This is a genomic window from Arcicella sp., assembly GCF_964672035.1.
The window spans coordinates 1-14,198 of record NZ_CBABQS010000098.1; the positions used below are offsets into that span (position 1 = coordinate 1).

Sequence of the window (14,198 nt, forward strand, 5' to 3'; positions counted from 1 at the left end):
TCTTTCGTTGGCTTCGTTTGAATAATCTAAATCTTCAGCCGAGATTACTAAGTCGTTTTGCGCTAATTTCAAACGAATTTGGTGCGTAGTCTTGTTTGAATAGATCGAAATACGTTTCAAAGAACCCAAAAACTCCGAACGGTTTATCGTCATTACGTTTGGATTATTTTGTGGAATCGCATTTTCATAATCAGGAAAACGTTCGTCGATTAAACGGCAAATCATTCTGATATTATTGAAGCTAAAAAAGGCATTTGCTGAACTAAAATCTGCGGTCACGGTCGTATCGTCAGACGGCAAAGTTGATTTCAACAAAGTCAAAGCCTTGCGAGGAATAATCATTGTTGATTCTTGCTCAGATTTCACATCATTTCTTCTATAACGAATCAAACGGTGTCCGTCCGTAGCCACAAAATTGGTATATTCAGCCGATAATTGAACGTAAACACCCGTCATAGCAGGACGTAAATCATCGTTTGAAACCGCAAAAATAGTATTAGCAATGGCAGCACCCAAGACATCCGCAGGAAGCTGAACCGAAAGACTTTTAGTAACTTGGGGCACTTTTGGAAAATCAATTGGATTTTCACCTGAGAGTTTATAACGCCCATTTTCAGTAATGATCTCTGTTCCGAAAGTGTCTCTATCAATTTTGAAAGTGATTGGTTGGTCGGGTAATCCACGAAGTGTATCCAACAACAAACGGGCTGGAACGGCAATTGCTCCAGAATCAGTTGATTCAATCGCTAACGTAGTGATCATCACCGTCTGTAAATCAGAGGCCGTTACGGTCAATTGGTTTTGGTCAATTTGGAATAAGAAGTTTTCCAAAATGGGAACAATCGGATTGTTGGCAATTACTCCATTAACGGCCGAAAGCTGTTTGAGTAATACAGAGGAAGATACGACGAATTTCATTATTGAATATATTATAGTTAGCTGTTCTTTTTAGTAATTTGTTACTGGTTATTGGTCAATAGTTATAATTAATTTATTAACTAATAAATGTTAACTATTAACAATTAACTATGCTCATAAATATGAGCAACAAGTAACGTACAAAACTACGAATTTACCCTGAATTTACCTACTTAGTAGAATGATGGTATCATTTTTTTACAAAAAACTATTCGTAAGGATTTTACAAGCAAAAAAATTTATTTCTTACCTTTCATACAGATTATGGTTTTGAATGTTAGCGAAACGTAATAATTTTGTAAAAATAATAAAATTAAATAAGCATGGATTTTCAACAGTTACTAACGCCAGATGGCATCGTCAGTTTAATCACCCTTACTTTTCTCGAAATAGTTTTAGGCATTGATAACATCATATTTATTTCTATTGCCGCCAATAAATTAGCCCGAAAAGATCAAGCAAAGGCTCGTAATATTGGATTATTATTGGCAATGGCTTTCCGAATTATTTTGCTGTTCGGAATTTCCTATATCATTGCCATGCAAGAGCCTTTCACTTACATTAATTTGGGGTGGCTTCGTGCGGGAATATCTGGGCAAAGTTTGATTTTATTCGTGGGCGGTTTATTCTTGTTGTATAAAGCAACCTCCGAAATCCATGAGAAATTAGAGAAACAGTACCATGATACTAAGCCCAAAACCTCAGCATCTGACAAATTGACGGCGGTGGTTATTCAGATTGCTTTAATCAATATTGTATTCTCGATTGATTCCATTCTTACGGCAATTGGACTTACGCAAGTACTTTCAATTATGATTGGGGCGGTAGTGATTTCGGTGGTGATAATGATGGGATTCTCTGGACCCGTTGGCGATTTTGTCAATAAACATCCTTCGATACAAATGTTGGGTATGGCATTTTTGATTATGATTGGCTTCATGCTCATCGCTCAAGCGGCTCATGATGCTAATGTATCGTTCTTCAACTCGCACGTGGGGGAAGTTCCAAAGGGCTACTTATATTTTGCGATTGCCTTCTCACTATTGGTGGAGGTATTGAATATTAAAGTTAGAACGAAGGAAGTGGTGGAGTAATATTTGAAGTTATTATGGGGTTGTGTAAAAAGTCCAAAGTTTATAGCGAAAGTCGCTTTGGACTTTTTACACAACCCTTTTGTTTTAAACTCTTTGATTATCAGCTTTCCAATCTTGAATCAACTGCTTAATATCGTTATTCCCTAAATTTTCCGAAACTGCTTTTTGAGCAAGTGATACCAATTCGGCATCGGGAGCAAAACGAAGCGCAATGATTTGTCCCATCTTTAAAGAACTGTCCAAAGGTTTTCCTGATAATAAATAATGCCTGAAATTTTCTTCGGCTCTGATAGCACGGTCTTGGGCTTTAAGCGAGAATGAACGAGCATAAAATGCCCCCAAAAGCACTGAAATAACAAGCAAAATAATGATAATGGAACCTAATATACCTTCGCCACTTTGAAATGCTTGATATAAATTGATGACGGATAAAATAAGAGCAACAAGGATGATGCCCCCGAGGACATAATGAAAGCCTGTTACCATTCTTGCGTGGTTTTTGTAATTTTGTTCTTGCATTGTTTTTTGGTTAATTTGAAGTGTAAAGATAAGGTAATTGCTGGCTATTGAGCAAAACGACGTATCAAAAAAGCGATAGATTAGAAGGATTAAATCATCTATTTCAACACGTTGATACTGGATCAGTGAATGAATATACTAAAATTAAAGAAGATTTTGCTCCAGAAGCCTTGCAAATTATGGGCGATTGGCTCATAAAAATAACCAAAAAAACCACTAAAAATGACTGATTATTATAAAAAATCTTTAGAAATTTTAGCCCAAATTCTCAAATCAGAACAGTACGACCATTGGGCAAATTGGATGTTGGAAGACATAAAATTGTGGGAAACCAATAAAAGTGTTGAACATCATTTGCACGCTTACGGAGGCATGGGTTCATTTAATGACGTTGTGATAGGAGGCAACGACCGAGCAGGAATCTGGGAAAGTAGGCTTTTTGGCAATTTTCAAACACTTGCGTATAGTTTGGCAAAAGGTGATACTTTGGAAACTATTCTCGAAGGTATTTTAAATCGACCTCTCACGAGCGAAATCAGTGGTTGGCGATGTAGAAATTGTGGTGATGCCCAAATAAATGATAGAGATATTGAATTTTACATTGTCAATGAGTTTATCTCAAAATTCTTTGTTGAATATATTCGAAAAGACAGATTTGATGAAGTTGTGAATATACCAAAACTGATTGATTCGGAAGAGGTTACGAAAAAAAGAGAAAGTTTGAAGGATTTATTAAAAGGAGCAAATATTGCGTTAAATTTAGATACAAATTGGTTGTGGGTTTGCCCAAAATGTGGGAGTTCGGGGGTTTGTGCTTACCAATGGAATTTCTTAGCAAATGAATTTAAATTGGTAGAAGGTGATGATAATTTAGAAATAAAAAAGGTTAAATAATCAATCATATCAAATCTAAGAAAATGTGTTTCAAAATGGCGACATTATTTTAAACGATGCCGTCATTTTGAAATTAATGTGAAGTAAGTTTTTTTATAATTCAACAACCTCCGCCGAAATGCCCAATTCCATGAAAAGTCTTTGCCAATAAGCTGAAATGGCAGGATTGTTTTTCTTGCGAGAAGCAGTTGGCTCGAAAGGTTTTACGATGAAAATTTGGGCTAATCCAATATTTGGCAAATTAGGTTTCATCCCCAAAACGTCCTCTCTTGCCCAACCCACTGCCGCCGCATCGTCCACGGGAGGATTTGAATGAAAATCTCTGCGGTTTGTGGCTTTCATACTTTCAACCATATCCGAAAGAAAATACACTTTTACGTTATAACCTTTTGCTACGGCCTTATCAATCAGAGGTAAAGCAGCCCAAAGGTCGGTATTGTCTTTGCTCGAAGAGGTGTTCTGCGAAGCTAATTGAGCAAAAACTATCTTTTTGAAAATGCTTCTTTCTTTATCCAACGACATATTAAATTCCGTAGAAATCGCCTCGGAATCCGTTGAACTGGCTCCCGCCAAATCCCCTTTTTCGCTTCTACAAACTACCTCAATAGCTTTGCCTTTGCCCGTATTTTCATGAACAAAATATACTTCTAATTTATCACCTTTTTCCTTTATATTTTCATCAATGAGTTGATTAATCACTTTGGTGTATTTCTCATTAACGAACTTTTTATTCACGTTTACGCTTACCGATTTATCAATAAAGATCATAGAACAAGTCCTTTGTTCTTCAACTTCTTGATACTTTTTGCCTGTATCGGTACAACCCAAAATCAGGCTTGCAGGAATCAATACAAAATAGCATTTTATTTGTTTTTTCATGGTTGTTGTATGGGCATTCATAAAAATGCTTTATAAAATTGTGTCAGTGGCTGTGGTAATTGCCATGCAAAATAATCAGTTTATTATTACAAATATCATTCATTGTAGTTTATTCATTAATTTTAACATGAAATTTATGATAACCGATACCAATAACGGATAATTGGCAAAAAATATATGAACCGAAATCAAAAAATATTTAGATGGGTCTTTGTTATTTTTACGCTTTGCGTAGCAGCAATGGTTGTGCAAATGGCCATGAATACCACGGCACCCTGGAATAAGAAAAAGTCAGTTGAAAGAGCTTGGGGCGGTGATACGCTGAAAGGTAAATAATAAAATAAACTTACTTTCAATCCAAGAAATTGAATTAAGTTATTGATTATTAACCACTTGAACTAAGCTTTTAAAAATATTGATTATCTGAATCTCAAGCGAAGTCTTCTTTCAAAATGAAGACTTCCGTAAAACACGCATCGACTGATTGCTACACAAAACAAAAAGCCTTCAAAATTACGTTTTTGAAGGCTTCCTAATATCTATGAAAATCGTATTGTCAACTTGACAATCGAGTGGTTTTATAAAACATCTTGATACTCCTTTATTTTACTAAAAACACTTTTAGCAAATGAACATATTGGAACAATCTTAATGCCTTTTTCCCGAGCAAATTCTGCTGATTTTGCCACTAATGCTTTTCCTGCACCTTGTCCTTTTAGGATGTCATCTACTTCTGTATGTTCAATAATTATTCTATCATCTCCCGCCCAAGTGTAAATCATTTTTGCCACTTTTTTACCTTCATGTTCGATAAAAAACATACCAGTTTTAGCATTATCTTTTTGTTGTATTTCCATATTTGGGCAAAATTTAACTCTTAATGAAATGTGCTTTCACAAACGCAACTTCTTGGTTCTGAGTCAAATGGTCGGCATTTTTAACTTCTATTTTAATATCATCAAAATGGTGGTCTTCTTTTAATAAATTATGAAGTTCAGCTTTTGCATCGGTTGGACCAAAAAGTAATACTTCGTCATAATCTTTAATTACATCGGTCAATTTTTTATAAAATTCCCCTTGTTTTTGATTTTCCTTGTTGTGAATAGTGCTTTCGCTATCACTGGCAACCGTATTTTTTTCTTCTTGCGTAAGCGTAATATCTTCGTTCTCAATAGGAGTTGAATAATTGGAATATTCTATAAAATGAGCAACAGAATGATCCATCCAGATACCCAAATATTTTTTATCAGTCATCATATTTTTGTTAAATTGTAAATCAGTTTTTACAATCAACAAAGGTGTTAATATACTAATGGATAAGTATTACACAATTCGATAAAAGACTTACATCATTCACATATTATGAAATTTTGAGGTTGAAATCTTTCAATTGAGGTACATTTTTCAAATTGCCTTTTTATATATTATTTGATTCCTCTTAAATCGTCGTTCCACCATCAGCAGTATAAACACCACCCGTACAATAACCCGAAGCATCCGAAGCTAAGAAAAGAGCCAATCCTGCAATTTCTTCCACCGTTCCCATGCGGGCAACGGGCAGGTTTTTAACGAAACGATTCAGGATTTGCTCATTTTGCCAAAGGGCTTCTGAAAACTTGGTTTTGATTAAGCCTGGGCAAATAGAATTTACTCGAATTCCATCAATACCCCATTCTTTGGCCGTTACTTTCGTGAGCATATTCAAGGCTGCTTTCGAGACTGAATACAAGCCCAAACCTGGGTCTGGCGTGATTCCTGCAATAGAACTGACATTAATGACGGAACCGCCACCCCGCTGTTTCATGATGGGATGAATCATTTTACTCAACTCAAAGGGTGCTTTTACGTTGATGTTCATAATCTTATCAAAAGCCCATTCTTCAGCGTTTAATACAGGGCCATAGACAGGATTAGTGGCAGCATTATTTACCAAAATATCAATCCCTCCGTAAAGTTCAACGGTTTTTTCTATCAATAATTGACAACCAGCAATATCACCGGCATTGGCAGCAATTCCTACACATTTGCCTCCTTGCACATTGATGTCGGCGGCTACTTTGTCCAATTCTTCTTGTTTTCGAGAATTGATAACGACCGTTGCCCCACAAGCGGCGTAAAATCTTGCGATGGCCTCGCCTATTCCTTTTGAAGCTCCCGTAATAAGAGCAACTTTACCTTCAAGGCTAAAAATTTTGTTTGCGTTCATGTTTTGTCAATTATGGTTTATGAATGATAAAATTATTTTCTAATTCGCCACTAAACTGTCTCGGTATATAATTTTATCCGCCTAAATTAAGGCATTAGTATTTTTGATAATAATAAAGCAGCAAAAATTATTCATAATTTTAAAATTGAAATTTTTAACAAAATAATAACATAACCATTACATAAACACGGTAAAAATTTATTTTTTACATCGATGTCACTTATACAGACTACACGTGATGCCAAACAACTATTGCGTTTGATTGTTTAAAATCAAAAACGTTTAAAAAATATTGATATGAATGAACTAAATTTGTAAGTATTTATATTTTAGAGACAAGAAATGTTGGATTTTCCTTACTCGATAATCGAACATCGAATAACAAACCTGAATAACGAAGCATAAACATCGAAAATCGAACCGTGCGACGGTCGCATCGAAACACAAACATCGAATAATAAACCCAGTATAATGATAAATTACATCACTAAAGCCGTTACCAAAATGTTCGGTACAAAATCTGATCGAGACATCAAAGAATTGATGCCTTACGTAGAATTAACCAACGCCGAATACTCGAAACTGCGAAACCTTTCAGACGAACAACTCCGTCAACAAACCGCTGAATTAAAGGCAATTATCCAAAAGAATTTGGCCAAAATTGATGCAGACGTTTTAGATTTAAAAATGGAAGTGGAGGCAAATCCCGACATGTCTGTGGATGCCAAAGAAGCTATCTTCAACCAAATTGATGCACTCGCCTTAGAACGAAATAAGCAATTAGAGGTAATTTTATTAGAAATTCTGCCCCGTGCCTTTGCCGTGGTGAAGGAAACAGCCAGACGTTTTACAGAAAATAAAAAATTGGAAGTAACCGCTACGGTTCACGATAAATTCATTGCTGCTAAGAAGAAAAACGTTGAAATTGTGGGTGAAACTGCTATTTGGCACAATAAATGGCTGGCCGCTGGCAATGAAATTGAGTGGAACATGATTCATTACGATGTTCAGTTGATTGGTGGAGTCGTATTGCATCAAGGAAAAATTGCTGAAATGGCAACGGGTGAAGGAAAAACGTTGGTTTCAACGCTTCCTGCCTACCTAAATGCACTGGCGGGAATGGGCGTGCATTTAGTGACAGTCAATGATTATCTGGCAAAACGTGACTCTGAATGGAATGCGCCTTTGTTTGAATTTCACGGAATTACGGTTGATTGTATTGATAAGCACGAACCAAATACCGACGAACGTCGTCAGGCTTATTTAGCGGATATTACTTACGGAACAAATAACGAATTTGGTTTCGATTATCTCCGTGATAACATGGCTCGCACGCCCGAAGAGCAAGTACAACGCAAGCATCACTACGCCATGGTCGATGAGGTCGATTCAGTATTGATTGATGATGCAAGAACGCCTTTAATCATTTCTGGGCCAATGGCTCGTGGCGATGAACAAGAGTTTGATGCCTTCAATCCTTTGGTGGCAAAAATGGTGGAACAACAAAAGAAAATTGTGCAAGACCATTTGATTGAAGCGAAGAAATTGATTGCAGCGGGTGATAAAAAAGCGGGTGGTTTGGCTTTATTCCGTGCTTTTAGAGGTTTTCCAAAAGCTCGTCCGGTGATTAAATACCTTTCTGAAACGGGTATTAAGCAGATTATGCAAGAAACGGAAAACATCTATTTAGCAGAAAATCAGAAATTGATGCCAGAAGCGGATGCTCCTTTAATGTTTACGATTGAAGAGAAAAATAACCAGGTGGAAATGACTGAAAAAGGGTTGACTTTCATGACTCGCATGGTTGAAAATCCTGATTTCTTCGTGATTCCAGATCTTTCGGTTGATTTGAATGCTATTGAGAAAAAAGAAGAAATTACCGAACAAGAACGTCTGATTGAAAAAGAAGCCCTTATCCGTGATTATTCTGCCAAAACTCAAAGGATTCATACCGTTAGTCAATTATTAAAAGCGTATTCTTTATTCGAGAAAAACGTTGAATATATCGTTGATGAAAATGATGGAAAAGTAAAAATTGTGGATGAGTCAACGGGTCGTATTATGGATGGTCGTCGTTATTCTGACGGTCTGCACCAAGCCATTGAAGCCAAAGAAAGCGTAAATATTGAAGATGCTACGCAAACGTATGCGACCATTACGCTACAAAACTTTTTCAGAATGTACCACAAATTATGTGGTATGACGGGAACGGCCGAGACGGAAGCGGGTGAATTCTGGACGATTTATAAATTGGACGTAATCACGATTCCGACCAATCGTAAAATGTCAAGATTTGATCACGAAGATAAAGTTTACAAAACTGTTCGTGAAAAATACAGTGCCGTAGCCGATGAAATTCAAGAATTAGTAGATGCTGGCCGCCCGATTTTGGTGGGTACAACCTCAGTTGATAATTCTGAATTATTGAGTAGAATGTTGTCGATTCGTAAAATTCAACATAATGTATTAAACGCCAAGCAACACGCTCGTGAGGCCGACATCGTTGCGGAGGCTGGACAATCTGGAAAGGTGACCATTGCAACCAACATGGCAGGTCGTGGAACGGATATTAAATTATCTCCAGAATCACGCACAGCGGGTGGATTAGCGATTGTGGGTACAGAAAGGCACGAATCTCGTCGTGTAGATAGACAGTTACGTGGACGTTCTGGTCGTCAGGGAGATGTGGGTTCAACCCAATTTTTCCTTTCTTTGGAAGATGATTTAATGCGTAAATTTGGTTCAGACCGTATCGCCAAAGTCATGGACAGAATGGGCATGGAAGAAGGCGAAGTGATTCAACATTCGATGATTACATCTTCGGTAGAAAGAGCGCAAAAGAAAGTTGAGGAAAATAACTTCGGAATTCGTAAACGTCTTTTGGAATACGATGACGTAATGAATTACCAAAGAAATGCCATTTACAAACGTCGTCAAAATGCGCTTTTCGGAGAACGTTTAGCCTTGGATATTGCCAATAATACCTACGATGTTTGTTCAGAATTGGTACAAAGCAATGCGAATTACGATGAATTAGAATTGCGTTGTATTGAGATTTTGGGAATTCAGCCGCCTTTTGGTCGTGATGAAATTGCCAGATTGAATACGCAACAAAGAACGACACGTTTATACGAAGCTGCCGAAGAACATTATCAAGCCAAAAACAAAGGTTTGATGACAAAAGTGGTCAATTTTGCCAAAGAGGCGATGTCACATAAATACACGGGTATGCAAGTGCCAATTGTGAGTGGAAACATGATGTCGAATATGTTTGCCGATGCCCAAGAAACGATTGATACCAATGGTAGAAAATTGATTCAAGAAATGGAAAAAACCATTGCCTTGAGTTTGATTGACCAAGAGTGGAAAGAACATTTGAGAGACATGGATGATTTGAAACAATCGGTTCAAAATGCTTCTTACGAACAAAAAGACCCTTTGCTTATTTATAAATTTGAAGCCGTTAAACTGTTTGAGCGTTTTTTGAGTAGAATCAACATCGACACAGTAAGTTTCTTGATGAAAGCGGATATGCCAGAAATTCAAGAAGCTCAAGCGCCAAAACAAAAAGTAAGACAAGCACCACAGCCAAAATTGCAAACGCAAAAAGATGATGCTTTATCGTCATTATTAGGTGGTTTGGCAGGTGGAAGAGGCGACGAACAAGATTACCACGACCCAAGCGAGAGAACAGTTGAGAAAATTGTTCCACGTCAAGCCGTAAAAATTGCCGATAGAAATCAACGAGTTACGGTTCAATACCGAGACGGTTCGATTAAAGAAAACGTCAAATACAAAACCGTTGAACAGGATGTAGAGAAAGGAACGGCCATTGTGATTGCATAGATAGATAATTTTTAGAATAAAAAAGCCGTTTCAGATGACTGAGAGAGCATTTTCATAGAACTGTATCAAATTAAAGTATAATTTTAAACTTTAACAAAACGCAGAAAAAATGAAAAACTCTCAGTCATTTGATTTCGATGATTTCAAGCAAAAAGCAATAAAATAATTGTACGTTGGGTTTAGGCCAAAGGATTTCCAGAAGCTATCAAATCGGCATTTTCCCACATACAGCTACAACTTTTTATAGTAATATCCGCTTATTTTGATTATTTCTCCTTGATTCGGAAAATGATTTATACCACTAATACGATTGAGTCTCATCATCGAAATATCCGCAAAATGACAAAAACAAAGACGGCTTTTACTTCAGATAATGCCTTTTTAAAACCGGCTTTTTAGCCAACTAAAACATGGAAAAAATCTTGAATAAAACCGCCTTTCAATGGAAATCAATTTTATCAGAATTACCGGTTACTTTTGGAAATAGAATTCAAATCCAAAAACTGGAAATTTGATTTGACACAGTTGGGTGAAGACTCTCTGTCTTTTACTCTTTTTACCTGTTTTAAACTTGTAAACCTATTTCACCACCACCGACAAAGCCTCTAAAAATCTATCACATTCTGATTGTCCCAAAGCTAAACTTGGCAATAATCTCAAGGTATTTTTACCCGAATATCCGCAGAATATTTTATGATCAAATAATAATGTATCTCTAATTTTATCAACGGGTTGTTCAAATTCAATTCCTATCATCAAGCCACGTCCACGCAATTCTTTGATACCCGAAATTCCTTTCAAATGCTCGAATAAATAATCACCTTTTTGTATAGCGTTTTCCATTAAATTCTCCGATTTCATTACATCCAAAACCGCCACTGCTGCCGCACAAGCCAAATGATTTCCTCCGAAAGTTGTGCCTAACATTCCGAATTTTGCTTTGAATTTTGGCGCAATTAATACGCCACCAATCGGAAACCCGTTGCCCATTCCTTTAGCCGTAGTCATAATATCAGGGCGAATTCCCGAGAAATCATGCGAGAAAAATTTACCCGAACGTCCGTATCCACACTGCACAGAATCCAATATTAAAACTGCACCCATTTTATCACAAACTTCACGAGCGGCTTTCAAAAATTCATCGGATGCTACGTTGATTCCACCTACACCTTGAATTCCTTCCACAATGACCGCACCGATTTCGTCTGTAACGCCAGCACGCAAAGCTTCAACGTCGTTGAATGGCAAGAATGTAACGTGTTCGTCGTAGTTAATTGGCGCAACAATTGCCTTATTATCAGTTACGGCAACCGCACCCGCCGTTCTACCGTGAAAAGATTTTGAAAAAGCAATTACCTTTTTGCGACCGTTGTAGAAAGAAGCTAATTTCAAAGCGTTTTCGTTGGCTTCTGCTCCCGAATTGCAAAGAAATAATTCGTAGTCTTCGTAACCAGAAAGTTCGCCCAATTTAGTAGCTAATTCTTGCTGAATTGGAATATTTACCGAGTTTGAATAAAACCCAATGTTACTCAATTGTTCGGTCAATTTCTGAACATAATGCGGATGCGAATGTCCAATTGAAATAACGGCATGACCTCCGTAAAGGTCAAGATATTCGACACCATTTTTATCCCATAATTTGCTTCCAAGCGCTTTTACAGGGGTGATGTCGTAAAGAGGATATACATTAAAAAGATTCATTTTTTATAGTTTTGAGCCATGAGTCATAAGCAATGAGCTTTTAGCCATGGCTTTTATATTATCTGGATAATTATTTAAAAAAAGCTCAAAGCTCACAACTCTTATTTATTTCTTTTTCTACCAAACTTATACCCCAATGCCCCATAAAACTGACCGAACCAAATGCTCTGTTGAGCGTAATCAATGTCATTTCTGCCAGTGGTATGTACATTGCTCAAACGGACGAATCCTGTCATAAAATCCGTTTGGAAGAAAAACCTTCGGGATAAATCAAAGCGGAGGCCAGTTTTGGCAGAAAGTCCATAACCCGCAAAATTGAAGTGGTTATTGATACCAACACCAAAAAGTTTTACATCCGAACGTGGAATCAATGTTCCTGCGCCCAAACCTACGAGCCAGTCTACGCCTTGAACATTATTTTTGGCTTTCCAAATACGGTCGTAGCGGTCTAATTCAACGTGAAAGTAATTGAAACCATCGGTATGTTCGTAAGTCAAAAAATCCTTGGCAATTACGAAGGATTTGTTATCAAAATTCCCTACGTATTCCTTATTAATGGCATATACATCAATTGACGGATTAGAATCTTGAGCTGAAATATGTCCAGTAATGGTTGATTGTTGTTCATTAACCATTACATATTTCATGTGGTCGGAACCAATTGAAATAGCCCAATGATCATTGATAAAATAACCAACCCGAAAGTTGTATTGCGGAATTGACAAGCGAGTGATATCAAAGTATTCTTCTGTACTAAATGGAATTGGCAAATCATACGCTACCACGTCCTTTAGGGTAAAATCATAGCCTTTTCCATGGAATGAAATATCCGATTTTGCGTATTCCGAACGATTATAACCCCAGAAAAAATAATATTCTCCCTTGCGACTATACGGTTTTTTATCTTGACCTAAACCATTGAAAATCAGTGAATTAAATAATAAAATTAATAATAGTGGTTTTTTCATTTTTGTTGATGAATTATGGAACACGGATTTAACGGATTGGACACGGATTATTTAATTTTAAATTATAAAAAAATAGTTAATCCGTGTCTAATCCGTTAAATCCGTGTGCAATCTGAACTACATTCCAACCGATTTCAACCTCAAACCAGCCGTTTCCTCCAAGCCAAACATCAAGTTCATATTTTGAACTGCTTGTCCCGAAGCCCCTTTGGTAAGATTATCTATCACGCTGGTTATCAATAAATTACCTTCTTGAACTTCCAATGAGATTAGGCATTTATTGGTATTAACCACCTGCTTCACGTCCACAGGAAAATCGCTTATGTGTGTAAAAGGATGTTCAGCGTAATAGTTTCGGCAAAGTGTTTTGGCTTCTTCCAAGGTTCCCGCAAATTTGGTATAAACATTCGCCATAATTCCACGGGTGAAAGTACCACGATACGGAATAAAATTGACCGTTGGTTTTGCTCCTTGAAAAGAAGAAATCACCATCCCAATTTCCGTTAAATGCTGATGGGTGAAGGCTTTATAAATTGAAATATTATTGCTTCGCCAAGAAAAATGTCCCGTTGGTGAAAGGCTTTGTCCCGCCCCCGTTGAACCCGTAACTGCCGACACATGAACATCGTCATAAATCAAACCAGCCGAAGCCAAAGGCAACAAAGCCAACTCAATGGAAGTAGCAAAACAGCCAGGATTTGCTACGTGATTTGCTTGACGGATTTTATCCCGTTGCAATTCCGCCAAACCGTACACAAAGCCTTCTGATTGGTCACGGAAATCCGTACTTAAATCAACTATTTTAACCGACTTGAATTCGGGATGTGCTAATAAAAATTTCTTAGATTCACCGTGTCCAGAGCAAAGAAAAATAACGTCCACATTCGTATGTAATTCGTCTGAAAAAGTTAAATCTGTATCGCCCAATAAATCGGTATGAGTATTATGAACGGGTTTTCCTGCTTGCGATTTTGAATTTACGTAAACAATTTCGGCCTCGGGGTGATGGATAAGGATTCTGAGTAATTCGCCTCCTGTATATCCAGCACCGCCTATTATTCCTATTTTTATGGTTTTCATTTTTTAAATTCTATGGATACAATCCAGCTTTAATCAAATCTATCCTCTCCAAAACTCGTTCAAAATCATTGAGTTTCAGTAGTTTGATAGTCG

At 37.1% G+C, this 14,198-nt stretch carries 15 protein-coding genes and 1 pseudogene; 7 read left to right on the top strand and 9 right to left on the bottom strand.

Features of this window, described 5'->3' with window-relative positions:
* A partial coding sequence (dnaN, locus tag AC1W31_RS18420; RefSeq protein WP_481735959.1) for a DNA polymerase III subunit beta occupies nt 1-918 on the bottom strand: 918 nt, incomplete at its 3' end.
* Between the two features lie 323 nt (nt 919-1,241).
* On the opposite strand from dnaN, the gene AC1W31_RS18425 reads away from it, so the two are divergent.
* On the top strand, nt 1,242-2,012 hold the full coding sequence (locus tag AC1W31_RS18425; RefSeq protein WP_481735960.1) for a TerC family protein: 771 nt from the start codon (nt 1,242-1,244) through the stop codon (nt 2,010-2,012).
* A gap of 84 nt (nt 2,013-2,096) precedes the next feature.
* On the opposite strand, the gene AC1W31_RS18430 is transcribed toward AC1W31_RS18425, so the two are convergent.
* Nucleotides 2,097-2,531, bottom strand: coding sequence for a DUF6526 family protein (locus AC1W31_RS18430; protein ID WP_481735961.1), 435 nt, complete (start codon nt 2,529-2,531; stop codon nt 2,097-2,099).
* A 47-nt stretch (nt 2,532-2,578) separates the two neighbouring features.
* Between AC1W31_RS18430 and AC1W31_RS18435 the strand changes: the two genes are divergently transcribed.
* A complete protein-coding gene (locus AC1W31_RS18435; RefSeq protein WP_481735962.1) occupies nt 2,579-2,761 on the top strand; it encodes a hypothetical protein in 183 nt (60 codons plus the stop codon).
* The gene (locus tag AC1W31_RS18440; protein ID WP_481735963.1) at nt 2,754-3,425 is read left to right on the top strand and encodes a DUF6966 domain-containing protein; all 672 of its coding nucleotides are present in this window, start codon (nt 2,754-2,756) and stop codon (nt 3,423-3,425) included. The genes AC1W31_RS18435 and AC1W31_RS18440 overlap by 8 nt, the downstream gene beginning before the upstream one ends.
* A 93-nt stretch (nt 3,426-3,518) precedes the next feature.
* On the opposite strand, the gene AC1W31_RS18445 is transcribed toward AC1W31_RS18440, so the two are convergent.
* Complete coding sequence (locus tag AC1W31_RS18445) at nt 3,519-4,304, bottom strand: hypothetical protein (protein ID WP_481735964.1); 786 nt, start codon at nt 4,302-4,304, stop codon at nt 3,519-3,521.
* Nucleotides 4,305-4,329: 25 nt separating this feature from the next.
* Here AC1W31_RS18445 and AC1W31_RS18450 point away from each other — a divergent pair, with 25 nt between their 5' ends.
* Nucleotides 4,330-4,467, top strand: a complete 138-nt coding sequence (locus tag AC1W31_RS18450; RefSeq protein WP_481735965.1) for a hypothetical protein — start codon at nt 4,330-4,332, stop codon at nt 4,465-4,467.
* A gap of 14 nt (nt 4,468-4,481) precedes the next feature.
* Nucleotides 4,482-4,640, top strand: a complete 159-nt coding sequence (locus AC1W31_RS18455) for a hypothetical protein (protein ID WP_481735966.1) — start codon at nt 4,482-4,484, stop codon at nt 4,638-4,640.
* Nucleotides 4,641-4,882: 242 nt separating this feature from the next.
* On the opposite strand, the gene AC1W31_RS18460 is transcribed toward AC1W31_RS18455, so the two are convergent.
* The 3 genes from AC1W31_RS18460 to AC1W31_RS18470 form a co-directional block, all read right to left on the bottom strand.
* Entirely contained in the window at nt 4,883-5,161 is a 279-nt protein-coding gene (locus tag AC1W31_RS18460) for a GNAT family N-acetyltransferase (protein WP_481735967.1), read from the bottom strand.
* A 13-nt stretch (nt 5,162-5,174) separates the two neighbouring features.
* Nucleotides 5,175-5,561, bottom strand: a complete 387-nt coding sequence (locus AC1W31_RS18465; protein ID WP_481735968.1) for a hypothetical protein — start codon at nt 5,559-5,561, stop codon at nt 5,175-5,177.
* A gap of 181 nt (nt 5,562-5,742) precedes the next feature.
* On the bottom strand, nt 5,743-6,510 hold the full coding sequence (locus tag AC1W31_RS18470) for an SDR family NAD(P)-dependent oxidoreductase (RefSeq protein ID WP_481735969.1): 768 nt from the start codon (nt 6,508-6,510) through the stop codon (nt 5,743-5,745).
* A 471-nt stretch (nt 6,511-6,981) separates the two neighbouring features.
* Here AC1W31_RS18470 and secA point away from each other — a divergent pair, with 471 nt between their 5' ends.
* Nucleotides 6,982-10,356, top strand: coding sequence for a preprotein translocase subunit SecA (gene secA, locus AC1W31_RS18475; protein ID WP_481735970.1), 3,375 nt, complete (start codon nt 6,982-6,984; stop codon nt 10,354-10,356).
* Between the two features lie 249 nt (nt 10,357-10,605).
* Nucleotides 10,606-10,871: pseudogene (locus AC1W31_RS18480) on the top strand (IS256 family transposase); the annotation flags it as partial.
* A gap of 64 nt (nt 10,872-10,935) precedes the next feature.
* Here the strand turns inward: AC1W31_RS18480 and AC1W31_RS18485 are convergent.
* The 3 genes from AC1W31_RS18485 to argC all read right to left on the bottom strand — a co-directional run bounded on the left by AC1W31_RS18485 (nt 10,936) and on the right by argC (nt 14,105).
* Nucleotides 10,936-12,057 (bottom strand): aspartate aminotransferase family protein, encoded by a 1,122-nt coding sequence (locus AC1W31_RS18485; RefSeq protein ID WP_481735971.1) that lies wholly within the window; start codon nt 12,055-12,057, stop codon nt 10,936-10,938.
* 101 nt (nt 12,058-12,158) lie between these two features.
* Entirely contained in the window at nt 12,159-13,025 is an 867-nt protein-coding gene (locus AC1W31_RS18490) for a hypothetical protein (protein ID WP_481735972.1), read from the bottom strand.
* Between the two features lie 117 nt (nt 13,026-13,142).
* Nucleotides 13,143-14,105, bottom strand: a complete 963-nt coding sequence (gene argC / locus AC1W31_RS18495) for an N-acetyl-gamma-glutamyl-phosphate reductase (protein ID WP_481735973.1) — start codon at nt 14,103-14,105, stop codon at nt 13,143-13,145.
* Nucleotides 14,106-14,198 lie beyond the last annotated feature (93 nt).

Bases quoted from the DNA above. Each gene is read 5' to 3' on its own strand.
- AC1W31_RS18450 (WP_481735965.1), top strand. From the start codon at position 4,330: ATGCTTTATAAAATTGTGTCAGTGGCTGTGGTAATTGCCATGCAAAAT.
- AC1W31_RS18465 (WP_481735968.1), bottom strand. From the start codon at position 5,561: ATGATGACTGATAAAAAATATTTGGGTATCTGGATGGATCATTCTGTT.
- AC1W31_RS18490 (WP_481735972.1), bottom strand. From the start codon at position 13,025: ATGAAAAAACCACTATTATTAATTTTATTATTTAATTCACTGATTTTC.
- AC1W31_RS18430 (WP_481735961.1), bottom strand. From the start codon at position 2,531: ATGCAAGAACAAAATTACAAAAACCACGCAAGAATGGTAACAGGCTTT.
- AC1W31_RS18445 (WP_481735964.1), bottom strand. From the start codon at position 4,304: ATGAAAAAACAAATAAAATGCTATTTTGTATTGATTCCTGCAAGCCTG.
- AC1W31_RS18425 (WP_481735960.1), top strand. From the start codon at position 1,242: ATGGATTTTCAACAGTTACTAACGCCAGATGGCATCGTCAGTTTAATC.
- argC (WP_481735973.1), bottom strand. From the start codon at position 14,105: ATGAAAACCATAAAAATAGGAATAATAGGCGGTGCTGGATATACAGGA.
- AC1W31_RS18440 (WP_481735963.1), top strand. From the start codon at position 2,754: ATGACTGATTATTATAAAAAATCTTTAGAAATTTTAGCCCAAATTCTC.
- AC1W31_RS18455 (WP_481735966.1), top strand. From the start codon at position 4,482: ATGAACCGAAATCAAAAAATATTTAGATGGGTCTTTGTTATTTTTACG.
- AC1W31_RS18485 (WP_481735971.1), bottom strand. From the start codon at position 12,057: ATGAATCTTTTTAATGTATATCCTCTTTACGACATCACCCCTGTAAAA.
- secA (WP_481735970.1), top strand. From the start codon at position 6,982: ATGATAAATTACATCACTAAAGCCGTTACCAAAATGTTCGGTACAAAA.
- AC1W31_RS18460 (WP_481735967.1), bottom strand. From the start codon at position 5,161: ATGGAAATACAACAAAAAGATAATGCTAAAACTGGTATGTTTTTTATC.
- AC1W31_RS18470 (WP_481735969.1), bottom strand. From the start codon at position 6,510: ATGAACGCAAACAAAATTTTTAGCCTTGAAGGTAAAGTTGCTCTTATT.